The sequence below is a fragment of the Serratia sp. CY83965 genome (assembly GCF_052166375.1).
GTDB classification, from domain to species: Bacteria; Pseudomonadota; Gammaproteobacteria; order Enterobacterales; family Enterobacteriaceae; genus Serratia; species Serratia marcescens.
Window position 1 is genome coordinate 301212 of record NZ_JBJNOV010000010.1, and the last position, 17899, is coordinate 319110.

At 55.0% G+C, this 17899-nt stretch carries 17 protein-coding genes and 1 tRNA gene; 17 read left to right on the forward strand and 1 reads right to left on the reverse strand.

Annotation, left to right across the window (positions count from 1 at the left end):
• Positions 1 to 263 precede the first annotated feature (263 nt).
• The 14 genes from aroQ to ACJ8PL_RS19340 all read left to right on the forward strand — a co-directional run bounded on the left by aroQ (position 264) and on the right by ACJ8PL_RS19340 (position 13854).
• A complete protein-coding gene (aroQ, locus tag ACJ8PL_RS19275) occupies positions 264 to 716 on the forward strand; it encodes a type II 3-dehydroquinate dehydratase (RefSeq protein WP_004936891.1) in 453 nt (150 codons plus the stop codon).
• 32 nt (positions 717 to 748) lie between these two features.
• Complete coding sequence (gene accB, locus ACJ8PL_RS19280; RefSeq protein WP_004936889.1) at positions 749 to 1216, forward strand: acetyl-CoA carboxylase biotin carboxyl carrier protein; 468 nt, start codon at positions 749 to 751, stop codon at positions 1214 to 1216.
• 12 nt (positions 1217 to 1228) lie between these two features.
• Entirely contained in the window at positions 1229 to 2578 is a 1350-nt protein-coding gene (accC, locus tag ACJ8PL_RS19285; protein ID WP_004936886.1) for an acetyl-CoA carboxylase biotin carboxylase subunit, read from the forward strand.
• 418 nt (positions 2579 to 2996) lie between these two features.
• Positions 2997 to 4064: a cupin domain-containing protein gene (locus ACJ8PL_RS19290; protein ID WP_028127541.1), complete on the forward strand. Its 1068-nt coding sequence runs from the start codon at positions 2997 to 2999 to the stop codon at positions 4062 to 4064.
• Between the two features lie 25 nt (positions 4065 to 4089).
• Positions 4090 to 5043 (forward strand): lactate/malate family dehydrogenase, encoded by a 954-nt coding sequence (locus ACJ8PL_RS19295; RefSeq protein WP_079450126.1) that lies wholly within the window; start codon positions 4090 to 4092, stop codon positions 5041 to 5043.
• A complete protein-coding gene (locus tag ACJ8PL_RS19300; RefSeq protein WP_442531329.1) occupies positions 5043 to 7274 on the forward strand; it encodes a hypothetical protein in 2232 nt (743 codons plus the stop codon). Before ACJ8PL_RS19295 ends, ACJ8PL_RS19300 begins: the two co-directional genes overlap by 1 nt.
• 47 nt (positions 7275 to 7321) lie before the next feature.
• Positions 7322 to 8527: an MDR family MFS transporter gene (locus ACJ8PL_RS19305; RefSeq protein ID WP_016930245.1), complete on the forward strand. Its 1206-nt coding sequence runs from the start codon at positions 7322 to 7324 to the stop codon at positions 8525 to 8527.
• A 196-nt stretch (positions 8528 to 8723) separates the two neighbouring features.
• Positions 8724 to 8800, forward strand: a tRNA-OTHER gene (locus ACJ8PL_RS19310).
• Between the two features lie 219 nt (positions 8801 to 9019).
• Positions 9020 to 9262: a YhdT family protein gene (locus tag ACJ8PL_RS19315; protein ID WP_004936865.1), complete on the forward strand. Its 243-nt coding sequence runs from the start codon at positions 9020 to 9022 to the stop codon at positions 9260 to 9262.
• Positions 9252 to 10697, forward strand: coding sequence for a sodium/pantothenate symporter (gene panF / locus ACJ8PL_RS19320; RefSeq protein ID WP_004936863.1), 1446 nt, complete (start codon positions 9252 to 9254; stop codon positions 10695 to 10697). The genes ACJ8PL_RS19315 and panF overlap by 11 nt, the downstream gene beginning before the upstream one ends.
• A gap of 11 nt (positions 10698 to 10708) precedes the next feature.
• On the forward strand, positions 10709 to 11590 hold the full coding sequence (prmA, locus tag ACJ8PL_RS19325) for a 50S ribosomal protein L11 methyltransferase (protein ID WP_016930246.1): 882 nt from the start codon (positions 10709 to 10711) through the stop codon (positions 11588 to 11590).
• Between the two features lie 392 nt (positions 11591 to 11982).
• Positions 11983 to 12987 (forward strand): tRNA dihydrouridine synthase DusB, encoded by a 1005-nt coding sequence (dusB, locus tag ACJ8PL_RS19330; protein ID WP_004936856.1) that lies wholly within the window; start codon positions 11983 to 11985, stop codon positions 12985 to 12987.
• Positions 12969 to 13265, forward strand: a complete 297-nt coding sequence (gene fis, locus ACJ8PL_RS19335) for a DNA-binding transcriptional regulator Fis (RefSeq protein WP_000462905.1) — start codon at positions 12969 to 12971, stop codon at positions 13263 to 13265. Before dusB ends, fis begins: the two co-directional genes overlap by 19 nt.
• A 241-nt stretch (positions 13266 to 13506) precedes the next feature.
• Positions 13507 to 13854 carry a YkvA family protein gene (locus ACJ8PL_RS19340; RefSeq protein WP_016930248.1) on the forward strand — a complete coding sequence of 116 codons (348 nt, stop codon included), beginning with the start codon at positions 13507 to 13509 and terminating at the stop codon, positions 13852 to 13854.
• Between the two features lie 173 nt (positions 13855 to 14027).
• Here ACJ8PL_RS19340 and ACJ8PL_RS19345 read toward each other — a convergent pair whose 3' ends face one another.
• Positions 14028 to 14369: a hypothetical protein gene (locus tag ACJ8PL_RS19345; protein WP_016930249.1), complete on the reverse strand. Its 342-nt coding sequence runs from the start codon at positions 14367 to 14369 to the stop codon at positions 14028 to 14030.
• Positions 14370 to 14617: 248 nt separating this feature from the next.
• On the opposite strand from ACJ8PL_RS19345, the gene lpxO reads away from it, so the two are divergent.
• The 3 genes from lpxO to ACJ8PL_RS19360 all read left to right on the forward strand — a co-directional run bounded on the left by lpxO (position 14618) and on the right by ACJ8PL_RS19360 (position 17556).
• Positions 14618 to 15523, forward strand: a complete 906-nt coding sequence (gene lpxO, locus ACJ8PL_RS19350; RefSeq protein WP_234213223.1) for a lipid A hydroxylase LpxO — start codon at positions 14618 to 14620, stop codon at positions 15521 to 15523.
• 301 nt (positions 15524 to 15824) lie between these two features.
• Positions 15825 to 16745, forward strand: coding sequence for a kdo(2)-lipid IV(A) palmitoleoyltransferase (gene lpxP / locus ACJ8PL_RS19355; RefSeq protein ID WP_016930250.1), 921 nt, complete (start codon positions 15825 to 15827; stop codon positions 16743 to 16745).
• A gap of 115 nt (positions 16746 to 16860) precedes the next feature.
• A complete protein-coding gene (locus ACJ8PL_RS19360) occupies positions 16861 to 17556 on the forward strand; it encodes a CTP synthase C-terminal region-related (seleno)protein (protein WP_232036907.1) in 696 nt (231 codons plus the stop codon).
• Positions 17557 to 17899: the final 343 nt, after the last annotated feature.

The window sequence follows — 17899 nt, forward strand, 5'->3', positions numbered from 1 at the left end:
CCGTAGAAAAACGCACGCCGCCGTCGGGAACTTTTTCTGTGTTCCAGCGCTCATATTCCCGTCGCGGCCCCCCGAGTTGGTCGATTTGGGGTTGAATATCTTCGCTGATAAGACCAGTATTTAGCTGCGAATTGCTACGATATCGTTATAATGCCCGACCTTGTTTCTGTTCTCAGGGTGAATTTGCCCCTTAACAGGTGACAAATCGGTAACATCGGGTTATTTTCTACGATGATGGTTTTATTGCCGGAGATACCAGCACAATGGCGGATAAGTTTCACATTTTGCTTCTGAACGGCCCCAATCTCAATCTGCTGGGGACGCGTGAGCCGGAGAAGTACGGCAGCACGACGCTGACAGAGATTGTTAACGGATTGGAAAACCAGGCATCCGCATTGGATATTACCCTGAGCCATCTGCAGTCCAACGCCGAGCATCAGCTGATCGATCGCATCCATCAGGCGCGCGGCAACACCGATTTCATTCTGATAAACCCGGCGGCGTTCACGCACACCAGCGTGGCGTTGCGCGATGCGTTGCTGGCGGTGCAGATCCCGTTCATCGAGATCCACCTGTCCAACGTGCACGCCCGCGAACCTTTCCGCCATCACTCTTATCTCTCAGACGTAGCGGTAGGCGTGATTTGCGGCCTCGGCGCGGATGGCTACGCTTTCGCTTTACAGGCAGCGGTTAACCGTCTGTCGAAAACCCACTAATTGCTCCACAAAAAGAGTACGGAATCACACTCATGGATATTCGTAAAATCAAGAAACTGATCGAACTGGTTGAAGAATCAGGTATTTCTGAACTGGAAATCTCTGAAGGCGAAGAATCGGTTCGCATCAGCCGTGCCGCACCGGCGCAGGCTTATCCCGTCATGCAGCAGGCTTACGCGATGCCGGCACAGCAGCAGCCAGCCCTGGCTACCGCCGTTGCCACCGCGCCTGCGGCAGAAACCCCTGCAGCACCGGCGGCCGTGAGTGGCCACGTCGTTCGTTCCCCAATGGTAGGCACCTTCTACCGCACCCCAAGCCCGGACGCGAAAGCCTTCGTGGAAGTGGGCCAGAAAGTGAACGCCGGCGATACCCTGTGCATCGTTGAAGCCATGAAAATGATGAACCAGATCGAAGCGGACAAGTCCGGCGTCGTGAAAGCCATCCTGGTGGAAAACGGCCAGCCGGTCGAATATGACGAGCCGCTGGTCGTCATCGAATAACGAGGCGCCCCCATGCTTGATAAAATTGTTATCGCCAACCGAGGCGAGATCGCGCTTCGCATCCTGCGTGCCTGTAAAGAACTGGGCATCAAGACCGTTGCGGTTCACTCCGCGGCCGACCGCGATCTGAAACACGTGCTGCTGGCCGACGAGACCGTCTGCATCGGTCCTGCGCCATCGGTAAAAAGCTACCTGAACATCCCGGCCATCATCTCGGCGGCGGAAATCACCGGCGCGGTGGCGATCCACCCTGGCTACGGCTTCCTGTCCGAGAACGCCGACTTCGCTGAGCAGGTTGAACGCTCCGGTTTCATCTTCATCGGCCCAAAAGCCGAAACCATCCGCCTGATGGGCGACAAGGTTTCCGCGATCAACGCCATGAAAAAAGCCGGCGTGCCATGCGTGCCGGGCTCCGACGGCCCGCTGACCGACGACATGGATAAAAACCGTGCCTTCGCCAAGCGCATCGGTTATCCGGTGATCATCAAGGCCTCCGGCGGCGGCGGCGGTCGCGGCATGCGCGTGGTGCGCAGCGACAAAGACCTTGAGCAGTCCATCAACATGACGAAAGCGGAAGCCAAAGCGGCTTTCAACAACGACATGGTGTACATGGAAAAATACCTGGAGAATCCGCGTCACATCGAGATTCAGGTATTGGCCGACGGCCAGGGCAACGCCATCTATCTGGCCGAGCGCGACTGCTCCATGCAGCGCCGCCACCAGAAAGTGGTCGAAGAAGCACCGGCACCGGGCATCACCAGCGAAATGCGCCGCTACATCGGCGAGCGCTGCTCGAAAGCCTGCGTGGAAATCGGCTACCGCGGTGCGGGCACCTTCGAGTTCCTGTATGAAAACGGCGAGTTCTATTTCATCGAAATGAACACCCGTATTCAGGTAGAGCACCCGGTTACCGAAATGATCACCGGCGTGGATCTGATCAAAGAGCAGCTGCGCATCGCTGCCGGTCAGCCGCTGTCGATCAAACAGGAAGAAGTGAAGATCCACGGCCACGCGGTAGAATGCCGCATCAACGCCGAAGATCCGAACACCTTCCTGCCGAGCCCGGGCAAGATCACCCGCTTCCACGCGCCAGGCGGTTTCGGCGTGCGTTGGGAATCTCATATCTACGCCGGTTATACCGTACCGCCGTACTATGACTCCATGATCGGCAAACTGATCACCTTCGGCGAAAACCGTGACGTGGCGATCGCCCGCATGAAAAACGCCCTGGCTGAACTGATCATCGACGGCATCAAAACCAACGTTGAGCTGCAGCAGAAGATCATGAACGACGAAAACTTCCAGCACGGTGGCACCAACATCCACTATCTGGAGAAGAAGCTGGGTCTGCAGGAAACCTAAGGCAGCCACGCAGCATCGTCTGACGAAAGGCCGGTTAATCACCGGCCTTTTTCTTTTCTCACGCCCGCCTGATTTTTTCATTCAATCGCGCAAAATAGAATCAAATCTTCACAGATAACTTTCTCTTCACATTTATCGACCCCCTCCCCCACATCGCCACAAAAAACATAACACATTATTTTTAAACAAAAAATATTTAACTCATAGCTTGAAAATAAATATTAGCAAGAAAAAAACTCAACTCCTCGCATTTTTACACGCCATAAGCTTTAACAAAATTAACGTATTAATTACAAAGCTTGACCCCGATCACATCCGCTCGGTGATAGCCCGTGCTATTGTCGCCGTCGATCGAATGCAGCGCGCTCTTTTTCTCTTTTTATTTATCCTTTTTATTGACTTAGATGAGTATGTCTTAATGAGCCATGTAACTGAATACGACCGTAAGCCCGTGTTTTCCCAGTACCACCGTGCTGACATGGAAACCATAAAAAGCATTAAGGAAAACGGGATAGAGAAGCTTTTGGGCGAAGTGAAGAATTTCCGCGCCAATGAGGAAATGAACCGCTTTATTCCCGAACAGGCACGCCTGGCAGTAAGCTGGGTGCGTCTGGCGAAAAACGAAAAGCTGGATGTGCATGTTCATCCAATATCTTCGCTGTATATCATTTGTGAAGGGGAAGCGATCCTGCTGGGAGACGGCGTTGACCGCCGGGCCGTTCCAGGCGATGTCATCTGCATTCCACCAGGCGCGGATCACGGCTTCATCGGCGCGGGCGACAACGGCTACTGGGGGCTGTCAATCCAGTTTGAGGAGCGCGGGCTCTATGAAGATCCAAGCAAGCCGCTGGTGACTTTCGATCAAGATCCCTACGCTTACTACCATCAGCTTAAAGCGCATAACGCCCGCTACATCGAGCGCTACCAGGACAACAAGATCTTTACCGCATTCGCCAAGGATAAAACGTTCTCCGAGGCGAAAAAATCCTTGTTCCTGGACTACCTGCAGATCCTGTCCGATCAGTTCCAAAAAATGGTGCTGCTGCGTAGCGCACTGTGTGAAGACGTTCGCTTCTCACGTTTCTTCAGTGAGCATCTGAAAGAAGAATTCGGCCATGACGAAGTGCTGCGCAACAGCCGCGATAACCTCCAAGTTCGCGAAGACGCGATCTTTGAAGCACTGTGCATCTGGTTCAACCACCAGATGATCACGCTGGATAATCTGGAACAGGCTATCCTGGTGCACTTTGTCATCGAAGGTTCGGCTTTCGTTTTCTATAACAACATCAAACACGTGTTCGATCCGAGCAAACAGAACCATTTCGAGGATCACTCCGAATTCGATGGCGATCATCAGGAAGTGGATAAAGCGTTCTTCAAGGGGATGACCGAAGAACAATTCCAGCGTGTCAAAGCCGTACTCGATAAAGGGTGGAGTATGGTTGAGAAGCAGTATGCAAGACTGGCCGAACTGATCGAAGCATAAGCCGGGCAGGTCATCAGGAGCGGTCATGAAAATTGTTTTATTGGGATTCGGCGGCATTGGGCAAGAGACGCTAAACGCGCTGTTAAGTACGACCGAGCGACGTGGCAGCGTCAATGAAGTCGTGATCATCTGCCGAAATACCGAAAAGTATTCAGCCGTTTGCGAAGATATTCTTGATGGCCTGCTGGCGGAAGCGCTCTTCTCACGCCATAACCGAACGTCTTTACCCAAGATTGTTGTGACGGATGACTACCGCCACATCGAGGGAGCTGGCGTGATCCTCTGTTGCTATGGCGTGCCTTCAACCTTTCCGATGCATGACCGCCAGGCGTTGCTGGACGATCACGTACGGCTCAGCGAGGCCATTTTTAGCCGAGCCAAACCCTTCATTGCTCCCGGCTGTCACATCATCAATGCGGTCAATCCGGTGGATAGCATCAGCTATTACATCGATAAAATCCTGCTCGACTCTCGCTGCCGGGTGATAGGTATCGGCGCCGCGCACAATACCGCCAGGCTGCTGAAAAGTATCTGCCGCATTTCCGGGATCGACATGCAGCGCATCGACGCGCGTAGCCTGACAGTCTGCGGCGAGCACGGCGCCGGGTTGGTGCCCTTGCTCAGCCAGGTAACAACCGACGAGGGACCGCTGAACCAGGTACTTTCGGCACAGGCGCTGGCGCAAATCGTCACCGATACCCGCAATCAAGGGTTGGACATATTTCACAAAATGCGGCGCCCTCCTAAATATGGCCCGTCCGCCTCCATTCTTATCTTGCTTGAGCGCATCATCCAACGGGACGAAACCCCCTGCTGCGGTTCGGTCTGGCTGCCGGAACTGGGCGTGTTCATGTCCTGGCCGCTGGCTCTGCGCGACGACGTCTTTACGCCGCTGTCGCTGATGCCCAATCAGGATGAACAACAACAAATCCACCAGGCGGCGCTCAAGTTAAAAAACATCATCCAAGGTTTTAGCTGATGACGACCGATCAAACCAGACAGACTTTCCGCGATCTCTACATGCCGTTCCGCCCTGAGTATCGTTTTCTTTCGCCACTGTACGGGGTGCTCTGGTGCAACAACGAACTCGCGGAAAAGTATTACCGTTTTCTTGGCGCCGATCACCCGATCGGCCAGGTGGCGCGCGCGTTGTTCTACCGTACTGACCTGGTCGAGTTTGACGTAAGCAAAGAGGTGAAGAACCCGTTCACCTGGTTTTCCCCCTCTACCCTTGCACGGCTGGTGGCTTTCATGAGCAGCCAGCGTTTCACCGACAATGATATCGCCTCGTTATATCAGCATGTACGAGATGAAACGGACTTTCACGCTGCCATTGAGCAGCAACATCGGCTTTCTGTGCAAATACGCCGGCTTTGCGACAGCGTGCTGCAACAGTTCGAGGACACAAAAGCGCAGATCGCGGCCGCAGAACGCGAAGCGCTCTCCCTCGGCGCCCATTTGAAAGCGCAAGAAAAAGCGCTGAACCAGATCCTGCAACAGGCGGAAAATGCCGCCAAAGCGCAGCCGTCACGGATCCCGCCACTTCGAACCGCGATCGCCGCGCTAAAAGCCGGTAAAAAAGCGCTGGGCAAGAGCGCTGCGGAAAATAAAGAGGCGCAACTGTTGGCGCTCAATGCCGAAATCGCCGAGCTGGAAGCACGCGTGAATGCGGCGCAGCAAGAAGCCGTGCATCAAGCCGGCCTGTTCCCCGCCTGGCAAAACGCGCAGGCCGCCGTCGAACATGCCCGCCAGCAAAAAGATGAAGCCACCTTGCGCGCCAGCATGCTGGCGGAAAGTTTTACCGAAAGCACCGTCACACGGCTGCAAACTGAGGGATTCAGCGCCGACTTCATTGCATTGCATCTGCCTTTCAACAAGTATCACCGCTATCTGCCGCGACGTGTGCAGGATTACGTCGGTATCCACTGTGCAGATCGCGACAGCTTGCTGGCCGAGTTGCACAATTTATGTCGTTTACTGATCGCGGCCAGCCGCACCGCCGGGCACGACAGAGAGGTGTTTCATTTGCTCAACGCGGCGCTGTGGCTGAAATGCAAGGGTAACTTCGGCAAGTTGACCGCCTACATGCAGCAACTGCGGGAGCTGAGCGGGGAGCTGTTCGGCGAAACGGCGACGGGCGAGACGCATTTCCCCGATCGCTGCCATGACTACTACGATCGCGAAGTGTACGGCCGCTATTTTCCGCCGCTGTGCATCACCAAAACCTGCCGCCCCGCGCCGGATTCTGACGTCTCGTTCTCAGATTGCGGGGAGAGTTCGCTGCGCAACTTCATCAATGTCCTGGTGAAAAACCAAGCAAGCGCGCAGCTTGACGCCGGAATACTCAAACGCAGCGGCCTGGCTGTCGATCCGCGCGTCATCGCGTTCTATGAAAAAAACCCTCGTTTGGAAACGATCAGAAGCCAGGAAGTACATAACCAGTGGGCTGAGATTGCCTCATCACTCAATGCACGCGACAGCCGAATCAAATACCTGACGCCAGGCAAAGACGCCTATTGCGAGTTGGCCGCCGGCGGTAACAACATGCAGCATATGCTGCAAGCGCTATTGGGCGAAGCTGATATCGCCACCATTTGCCGCCGAATCGCCTCCTCTTCCGGCATCGATATTCGTTGCGATCTCAGCGAATTCCACCCGGAACGGCACGATCTGGAAGACTTCACCAACGTTGTTCGCCTCGAATTCGACGGCAAATATGTCTTTCACTGGTATTTCCTCAAACAGCATTTCCGCTGCGCTTCGGCAGATCTGTTCAACGAAGAGGAAAATTATGTACGCCAGGCACTCGCCATGCTGAATGACGAGATGAAACAGGGCCGTCTGAATCGCGACCAGTTCCGCGCACTGCTCAGTTTCCATCTGAAAGAGAAGCCCGTGGCGCAAGTCAAAATGATATTCGACAGCCTTGGCGCTACCCTCGTCGGAGATGAAATGACGTTCTTGATGTTGGGTAAATTGAACTCCGTCGATTCCATGTTTGAATACTGCATGAACGTTCTGGCGATTCCAACGCTGGCGCATAGCGCGCCAGTCTCGGCGACTGTCGCCGCGATTATTCAAGGCATCAGCCCGCATCCGGTTATCTTCGATCAGCGGAAAAATCTCATCGCGAGGATTAGAGAGGCCGGAGTGACGCCGTTACTCACTCTGGCTAACCGATGGGAAAAGGAAAGTTTGGAAAAGGTGTAATACACTCGGTTCAACAGACGACGAGCAACATTTAAGGAGAAACCGCCTTGAGGTCAACATTCATCCCTTATTTCCCAAAAGAAATATGGGTTATCTTTATCGGGACGTTTTTGACGCGCGCCTGCTTTTTCATGATTTGGCCATTCATTACCATTCTCATGAGAAATAACTACGCGATGACTCCGGTGGAAATCGGCGTCATGATGAGCGTATCACTTATCGTGTCTATTTCTTTCGGCTATCTCTTCGGTGGCGCTTCAGACAAATATGGCCGTCGCACGTTGATTATTCTCGGTGCAATTGCCGCTATCATTTCATTTAGCGTACTTGCGTTGGCCAACTCACCGGCGTGGTATTTTGTCGGTATTTTACTCAATGGCATTTCGCGCTCATTGATCGAACCCGCCAGCAAAGCGGTGATCGGCGATATTCTCCATGACAGGCAAGAGCGAGAACGCGCGTTGAACATCCGCTACTTCCTGATGAACGTGGGCGCAGCCGTAGGCCCATTAGTGGGTGTCGCTCTCGGGCTGACGGCGCAGAAGGCCACCTTCTTCGTCACCGCATTGTCGTTCCTTTGCTATTTGCTGCTGGTGCTCGCGGTATTCAAAGCGGGGCACGGTAAAGAAACGCGCAACGCCACCTTCTCGTTCATTGGCTCTTTGCGGATTATCTGGAACGATCAGGCGTTCAAGGTTTTGGTTGTCGCCAACATTTTGGTGATGCTGGTCTACGGGCAGATCGACGTGACGCTGCCGCAATACCTCATGATCAGCCAGGTGCACAACCCCGAATACCTGCTCAGCGTGCTGATATTCATCAATGCAGCCACGGTGATAACGCTGCAGTATTTCACCGAGCGCTTTACCCGTCGCATGTCATTGGCACTGAAAACCAGCCTGGGCGTGTTCTTTCTCGCGCTTTCACAAATTGTCTTCCTGCTGGTTTCCAGTGAAAGCTGGGGGCTGTGGTTGGTCGCCATGTTCCTGCTCAGCCTCGGTGAAGTCATCCTGTTCCCTACGCTCAATATACAAATTGATCGTATGGCGCCGGCTAACCTAAAAGGGGCTTACTTCGGTGCCGCCACGTTTTACGAATTTGGCCTGGCGCTCGCCCCTTTTGTCGGCGGTTTGCTGTTAAAACAAGGTGGCGGTGGCGCCCTGTATGCCGTGATGTTCTTTTTATGCATCGGCGTCATCGTTCTTTATACTATTTCAGAAAGAATATCTGAGAAAAGAACGATAACCGTGTGACATTGTTAATCCGCTAATTAACGCCGCCCTTGTTTAAGCACATTAACGGGGCGGCTTTATCGTGATATTAATCACAGTAAATAAATAGCGAAGGATATGCAGGTTATTATTTAATCGAACGATTTATTTAATGCCAAAAAATAAAAGAAATCTATTTACATGAATGATTAGGAGATGTTATAAATTTGTTTATTGCAGGCGTGTAGCTCAGTGGTAGAGCGCTGTGTCATACTTCACAGAGGTCACCTGGTTCGATTCCGGTTGCGCCAACCAATATAAAACCCATTCCTTTCCCATTCTCTTTAATTATTTTCTCATCGAAATAAACCGGCAAAAATTTATATATTTACCCCTCTCTTTTCTTTCCATCGCCCCGTTGCGTTCACCGGAAAGGTGAATAATTTATTAGCCAAACGCCGCACATTCCGTACAATCCTGTTCCTTCATCTGTTCTTGTCACAAGCCATCATCGTAAACCTATGGGGGACACTGATGGACAAACGCTTTATTCAGGCGCACCGCGAAGCGCGCTGGGCGCTGGGGCTGACGCTGCTCTACCTGCTGGCCTGGGGGCTGGCGGCCTACCTGCCGGACAGCGCCATCGGCGTCACCGGCCTGCCGCACTGGTTCGAAATGGCCTGCCTGCTGGTGCCGCTGCTGTTCATCGGCCTGTGCTGGCTGATGGTGCGCACGGTGTTCCGCGACATTTCGCTGGAGGATCGCGATGCAAACTGAAGTGATCCTGCCGCTGGTCGCCTACTTGTTGCTGGTGTTCGGCCTGTCGGTGTACGCCTATCGGCGCCGCCAGAACGGAAACTTCCTCAGCGAATATTTCCTCGGCAACCGCTCGATGGGCGGCTTTGTGCTGGCGATGACCCTGACCGCCACCTACATCAGCGCCAGTTCGTTTATCGGCGGGCCTGGCGCCGCCTACAAATATGGCCTGGGCTGGGTGCTGCTGGCGATGATCCAACTGCCGGCGGTGTGGCTGTCGCTCGGCGTGCTGGGCAAGAAATTCGCCATCCTGGCGCGGCGCTACAACGCCATTACTCTCAATGACATGCTGTATGGCCGCTACCAAAGCCGCCTGCTGGTGTGGCTGGCCAGCCTCAGCCTGCTGGTGGCGTTCCTCGGCGCCATGACGGTGCAGTTCATCGGCGGCGCACGCCTGCTGGAGACCGCCGCCGGCATTCCTTACGACACCGGTCTGTTGATCTTCGGCATCAGCATCGCGCTGTACACCGCCTTCGGCGGCTTCCGCGCCAGCGTGCTGAACGACGCCATGCAGGGGCTGGTGATGCTGCTCGGCACCGTGCTGCTGCTGGTGGCGGTGATCCATGCCGCCGGCGGACTGGACAGCGCTGTGAGCAAACTGCAGCAGATCGATCCGGCGCTGGTGTCGCCGCAGGGCGGCGATCAGATCCTCAGTCTGCCGTTTATGGCGTCATTCTGGATCCTGGTGTGCTTCGGGGTGATCGGCCTGCCGCACACCGCCGTGCGCTGCATCTCCTACAAGGACAGCAAGGCGGTGCATCGCGGCATTCTGCTCGGCACCGTGGTGGTGGCGGTGCTGATGTTCGGCATGCACCTGGCCGGTGCGCTCGGCCGCGCGGTGTTGCCGGATCTCAAGATCCCCGACCAGGTGATCCCGACGCTGATGATCACCGTGTTGCCGCCGTACGCCGCCGGGATCTTTTTGGCGGCGCCGATGGCGGCGATCATGTCGACCATCAACGCCCAACTGCTGCAGTCCTCCGCCACCATCATCAAGGATCTCTACCTGGGCGTGCGGCCGCAGCAGATCCACAACGAGCGGTTGATCAAGCGCTTCTCCAGCCTGACCACGCTGATCCTCGGCCTGCTGGTGCTGCTGGCGGCCTGGCGCCCGCCGGAGATGATCATCTGGCTCAACCTGCTGGCTTTCGGCGGGCTGGAGGCGGTGTTCCTGTGGCCGCTGGTGCTGGGTCTGTATTGGGAACGCGCCAATGCTCAGGGAGCGCTTAGCTCAATGGTGTCGGGTGCGGTATGCTATACGCTATTGGCCAGCTTCAACCTGCAACCGGCGGGGCTGCATCCTATCGTGCCTTCGCTGTTGCTCAGCCTGTTGGCGTTTTATCTCGGTAACGTCGTCGGCGAAAAGCGCCGGGCGGCGTCATCATTACCCTCTTGAAGAGAATTGCTATGCCTTGGATCCAACTCAAACTGAACACCACCGGCAGCCAGGCGGAAGACCTGAGCGACGCGCTGGTGGAAAGCGGCGCCGTGTCGGTGACCTTCCAGGACACCCACGACAACCCGGTGTTCGAGCCGCTGCCGGGTGAAACCCTGCTGTGGGGCGATACCGATGTGATCGGCCTGTACGACGCGGAAACCGATATGGCCGAGGTGGTGGCGATGCTGGAGCAGCACCCGCTGCTGGGCGCCGGTTTCCGCCACAAGATAGAACAGCTGGAAGACAAGGACTGGGAGCGCGAGTGGATGGACAACTTCCACCCGATGCGCTTCGGCGAGCGCTTGTGGATCTGCCCGAGCTGGCGCGACGTGCCGGATCCTGACGCGGTTAACGTGATGCTCGATCCGGGCCTGGCGTTCGGCACCGGCACCCACCCGACCACCGCGCTGTGTCTGCAGTGGCTGGACGGCCTCGATCTGGCCGGCAAAACCGTCATCGACTTCGGCTGCGGTTCCGGCATTCTGGCGATCGCCGCGCTGAAGCTGGGTGCGGCGCGCGCTATCGGCATCGACATCGATCCCCAGGCCATTCAGGCCAGCCGCGACAACGCGCAGCGTAACGGCGTCTCAGAGCGTCTGGAGCTGTATCTGCCGAAAGACCAGCCGGCGGACCTGCTGGCGGACGTGGTGGTCGCCAACATCCTCGCCGGCCCGCTGCGCGAGCTGGCGCCGCTGATCGGTTGCCTGCCGAAGGCCGGCGGTCATCTGGGGCTGTCCGGCGTGCTGGCCAGCCAGGCGAGCAGCGTAGCGGAAGCCTACGAAGAGAAGTTCACGCTCGATCCGGTCGCCGAGCGCGAAGAGTGGTGCCGTATCACCGGCCGCCGTAAATAAGCACCACGGTATATTGCTCCCTCATCCACCGGCCCCTCGCCGGTGGATTTTTTTTGTCCGGCGATCGGCCACGGGCAAGACAAAATTTTATGCAATTTTTCGCCTTTCAACGATGGATCGCCCTGACAATGCGCCTTCCAGGCAGGCTATCCCGGCAAAAATAGCGGGCGAATGCAGATAATATCCTGTGCAAAGGCGAATATTTTACCGCACACAAAACAAGCGCTTTTCGTCAACTCATTGTAAAATATATACAATATTTTTATGAATCACTGCGCAGCGCATTTTTTGCCCTAATAGCGAGCCAATTGGTTAAAGTTTGGCCTTTCATCTCGGCGCAAAAATGCGTAATATACGCGCCCTTGCGGACACAGTATGGTCACTCTTTGTCTATGCGCATTGGACACCACCAGCTTACTAATTGCCTGATTGCGGCCCCGATGGCCGGTATTACAGATCGCCCGTTCAGAACCCTCTGTCATGCAATGGGTGCTGGGATGGCCGTATCCGAAATGCTCTCCTCCAACCCGGAGGTGTGGCGGACGGATAAGTCGCGTCTGCGTATGGTGCATAGCGATGAACCAGGGATCCGCTCCGTGCAGATTGCCGGATGCGATCCTGATGATATGGCCGCCGCCGCGCGTATCAACGTGGCCAGCGGCGCGCAGATCATCGACATCAATATGGGATGCCCGGCCAAAAAAGTGAACCGGAAGCTTGCCGGGTCCGCTTTGTTGCAGTACCCGGATCTGGTTAAACGGATCCTCCACGCGGTGGTTGACGCGGTGGATGTGCCGGTAACGCTGAAGATTCGCACCGGCTGGGCGCCAGAGCATCGTAACTGTGTAGAGATTGCCCAACTGGCCGAAGACTGTGGTATTCAGGCCCTGACGATTCACGGCCGAACCCGCGCCTGTCTGTTTAACGGCGACGCGGAATACGACAGCATTCGGGCAGTTAAGCAGAGTGTTTCCATTCCGATTATCGCGAATGGGGATATTACTGACCCGCATAAAGCCAGAGCAGTGCTTGACTACACCGGGGCCGATGCCCTGATGATAGGCCGCGCTGCTCAGGGGAGACCCTGGATCTTCCGGGAAATCCAGCATTATCTGGACACTGGGGAGTTGCTGCCGCCGCTGCCGCTTGGCGAGGTGAAGCGCTTGTTGATTGGGCACATTCGGGAATTGCACGGCTTCTATGGCCAAGGCAAGGGATTCCGGATTGCTCGTAAGCACGTGTCCTGGTATCTCCAGGAACACGCTCCGAATGACCAGTTTCGGCGCACATTCAACGCCATAGAGGATGCCAGCGAACAGCTGGAGGCGTTGGAGGCATATTTCGAAAATCTTAGCGTAAAAAAAGAGCTGACAGAACTATGTTCGAACAACGCGTAAATTCTGACGTACTGACCGTTTCTACCGTTAACTCACAAGATCAGGTGACTCAAAAGCCTCTGCGTGACTCGGTTAAACAAGCACTGAAGAACTATTTTGCTCAACTGAACGGTCAAGACGTAAATGACCTGTATGAGCTGGTACTGGCTGAAGTTGAACAGCCACTGTTGGACATGGTGATGCAATACACCCGTGGCAACCAGACCCGCGCAGCCCTGATGATGGGCATCAACCGCGGCACGCTGCGCAAGAAGCTGAAAAAATACGGCATGAACTGATACTAGTCAGTTAACGTGTTGATAAAAGGCGCTTTATCTCATTTGATAAGCGCCTTTTTCTTTTGGGTAATTTCATTTCCAAGCGTACTATCCTTCCTCATCTCATTGCTGCTCATCTTACAAATGGTATTCTGGCAGCCGCATTCAAAGCAGGATGCTTGCCAATCCTCAAATAAGTTAAAGAACAATAATCAAACTCAATAATAATTAGTATAATTAATTGTTTTAAAAGGAAATTAAATTGGAAAACAAACATACTACAGCAGAAGATTTCGACGACAGCAGCTTCTGGAATAAAATCATGCGTTACGCAAAGAAAGCAGGAAGCGAGGTGATTGAGAAAGCACTTTGGCTTTACTTTGCCGCTCAACGTCCTAATACCCCACTGTGGGCCAAAACAGCCATCTACGGGGCGTTGGCGTATTTTGTATTGCCAATTGATGCGATCCCTGATGTCGTGCCTGTGGTGGGATACACGGACGATCTGGGTGTACTCGCTACCGCTTTAGCTTCTGTTGGCATGCATATCGACGACGAAGTAAAAAATGATACAAAGGAAAAAATGGCTGATTGGTTTGATGCAAAATAATCATGACAACCAGGCATATATGTCCCAGTAAAAAGCGTTAGCTGATACCAGTCGTTAACGTGTTGAAAAGGCGCCCTCTTGCAAGAGGCGGCGCCTTTTTCTTTTGTGGCCTGCCCGGTTTGCGGGCAATAAAAAAGGCCGCGGCGCGGCCCTTGGGGTAAAAAGCGGAGACCTTACTCGGTCGCTTTGTTCTTGAGGCTTTCCGCCCCTTGCTTGGTCTTGTCCCAAGCCTTCTCCGTACCCTGTTTGGTGGAGTGCCAGGCTTTTTGCGAGCCTTCGCTCACTTTGCTGCCGACGCTGTCGCTCTTGCCTTCAGCGGCGTGCTTGGCTTTCAGCTTCAGCTCTTCACCCTTGTCCTGAGACTGGTGCAGCTTTTCTTTGGCGGTATCCGCCCCTTTATGCGCCTCAGCGACGACCTCGTTGCTGGCGTGAGCGGCGGTGTCGGTCGCGGTTTCAGCAGCGAACACCGGGGAAGCGAGCAGCAGTGCAGACAAGGCAATGATTGATTTCTTCATAAGTCCCTCTTTTCTCAGATACGTGCCATTCGTCATGACACAAGATGGCATGAAACACCCCTTGAACGATTTAAGAATAGGACTAAAACCAAAAAAATCGATATAAAATTTCATTACCAAGGGTTTTATTGATTTTTTATGCCACCAAGCAGTATGAGCGGGGAAAGCGCACGAAAAAGTTAAATTTTTCCTGTCACAAAACTATAATTTGTACGAATTTTTAACAAGCACCAACAGGGATGGATTCTATGGTTGCCGCGATCATTATCGGCATTTTTATCATCAGCTTCCTCTACGCACACTCCCGCGGCAAAGAGAAACAAAAGCTTACCCGCCAACTGTTCGATCACTCCACCTTTATGGGGCCGATCAACATGTTTATGACCGGCTTCTCCCGTTTGCCCGCCAAACAGCCCTATTTCGACGAAAAAGGCTTCCCGGAGCTGCAGACGCTGACCGACAACTGGCAGGTGATCCGCGAGGAAGCCGTGCGCTTGCAGGATCACATCAAAAAGGCGCAGTCGCACAACGACGCCGGATTCAACACCTTCTTCAAACGCGGCTGGAAACGTTTTTATCTGAAGTGGTACAGCGACAGCCACCCTTCGGCGCAAACGCTGTGCCCGAAAACCGTCGAACTGCTCAACCGCATCCCATCCGTAAAGGCGGCGATGTTCGCCGAGCTGCCGCCCGGCAGCCATTTGGGTAAACACCGCGATCCTTACGCCGGCTCGGTGCGCTATCACCTGGGGCTGATGACGCCCAACGACGATCGCTGCTTCATCGAGGTGGACGGCGAGCAGCACAGCTGGCGCGACGGCCAAGCGGTGATCTTCGATGAAACCTACGTGCACTGGGCGCAGAACGCCACCGATCAGACGCGCATCATTCTGTTTTGCGACGTCGAGCGGCCCATGAAATGGCGCTGGGCGCAAGCGGTCAACCACTGGGTCGGCGCTACGCTGATGTCGGCGGCCAGTTCGCCGAATGACGATCAGGACCGCACCGGCGGCATCAACCGCATCTTCAAATACGTCAACGCGGTGCGCGACGCCGGCCAGCGCCTGAAGGCGCGTAATCGCCGCGGTTACTACCTGCTGAAGTGGCTGGTGATCGCCACCATTTTCGCCGCCATCATCCTCCCCAGTCTGTAAACCGCCGCCAATCGTCAATCCAGAGGCAACGCGAATGAGAATATTCGCATGCCTCTCTTCCTCTGTACCCCGTACCCTGTGTTAACATACGCATTCCTAGAGCCGCCTCCGCTGGCCAACAGCTATCCCTCCGAAGCCTGATAGCAGCGCAAACCGCCCTTCGAATGTAAATGTTTAGTCAATTATGGAATTCCGACTAAACCCTGGCCGTACCTGGGTGTCTGAGTAGTCGTATCGCTATCGAGTGGAACCTTTATGCGTTACAGCTTGCTGCCCCTTTTAACGTATAAAAAGAGTTTCTATGAAATCAGCCAAAGCATTTCAACTGGCCTTGCTGCACCCGCGCTACTGGTTAACCTGGTTCGGCCTCGCCCTGCTGTTCCTGCTGGTCCAACTCCCCTACCCGTTGCTCAATCGGCTGGGAGTGTGGATGGGGCGCACCTCGATGCGATTTCTCAAACGCCGCGTCACCATCACCCGTCGCAACCTCGAGCTGTGCTTCCCCGAGATGGACGAAGCGCAGCGCGAGCGCAAGGTGGTGGGCAACTTCGAATCGCTCGGCATGGGCCTGTTGGAAACCGGCATGGCCTGGTTCTGGTCGGATAAACGTGTCAAACGCTGGTTCAACGTCTCCGGCATCAACCACCTCAAAATGGCGCAGCGCGACGATCGCGGCGTGCTGGTGATCGGCGTGCACTTCATGTCGCTGGAGCTGGGCGGCCGGGCTATGGGCCTGTGCCAGCCGATGATGGCGATGTACCGTCCGCACAACAATAAAGCGATGGAGTGGGCGCAGACCAAAGGCCGCATGCGTTCCAACAAGGCGATGATCGACCGCAAGGATCTGCGCGGCATGGTGCACGCGCTCAAGCGCGGCGAGGCGGTATGGTTCGCGCCGGATCAGGACTATGGCCCGCGCGGCAGCGTATTCGCGCCGCTGTTCGCCGTCGATCAGGCCGCCACCACCAGCGGCACCTTCATGCTGGCACGCATGGCCAACCCGGCGCTGGTGCCGGTGGTGCTGATCCGCCGCGAAGGCGGCCGCGGCTACGACCTGCTGATCCAGCCGGCCCTGGAAGACTACCCGCTCAGCGACGAACAGGCGGCGGCGGCTTACATGAACAAAGTGATCGAGAAAGAGATCATGCGGGCGCCGGAGCAATACATGTGGCTGCACCGCCGCTTCAAAACCCGACCGGCTGGTGCGCCGTCGCTGTACTGAGCCCCATTTTCCAGCCCGGCCGACGCCGGGCTTTTTTGTGCGCCGCGTTTAAAAAATCTGCGGCTCAAAATCCCGCTTTCCTGTAATCTCCTTCTTTACCCGCACAGGAAAGGAAATGATGAAAGCTCAAGTCCGCATTGCTCTGGTCGGTGATTACAACCCGCAAGCCGTGGCCCATCAGGCCATCCCCGTGGCGCTCCAGCTCACCGCCGCCCATCTCGACATCGACGTGCAGCCCCAGTGGCTACCGACCGAATCCTTGACCTCCCCCGATGTCCTGCAAGATTTCGATGCCATCTGGGTGGTGCCGGGCAGCCCGTATCGACACGACGACGGCGCCTTTATGGCGATCCGCCATGCGCGGGAAAACGACGTGCCGTTTCTCGGTTCCTGCGGCGGTTTTCAGTACGCCATCATCGAGTACGCCCGCAACGTGATGGGCTGGCACGACGCCGGCCATGCGGAAACCGACAGCGGTGGCCGGTTGGTGATCGCCCCGCTGAGCTGCTCGCTGGTGGAAAAAACCGGCGACATCGTTTTTCAGCCTGACACGCGCGTCGCGCAGGCCTACGGCTGCCTGAACACCCATGAAGGCTACCACTGCAACTTTGGCGTGAATCCGGACTTCGTCGCCGACCTTGAGCGCTTCCCGCTGATTATCAGCGGCCACGATGCCGAAGGCGACGTGCGCGCCATCGAACTGCCGGGCCGGCGTTTTTACGTCGCCACGCTGTTCCAATCAGAACGCGCTGCGTTGCGCGGCGAGCTTTCGCCGCTGGTGGTGGAACTGATCAAAGCCGCCGTCTGCTAACCTGCACCTCTCCCGTAGGATCCAGCCGCAGCGAGACACGGTTCTCGTTGCGTCTTTCATTTCGGGTATCAACTCGACATCAACGTTTCACATTTATTATCTCATTAAAGTTAATCCATTAATCGCCCAATAACGGATCATTCATCGCAGTTTAATTGAAACGTCATAATCCTATGAAAGTTAACAGCAGCATTACGAATAAAGAAATGCATGAAATCACAATAAGCTTTATTTCTTATTATTCATTATTATTTCTTTTATAATAATACAGCATAAGAAATTCTTTATAATTTTTTATGATTCAGCCTGTTATCTCTGGCAGAGAAGCCATCGAACTTGCCCG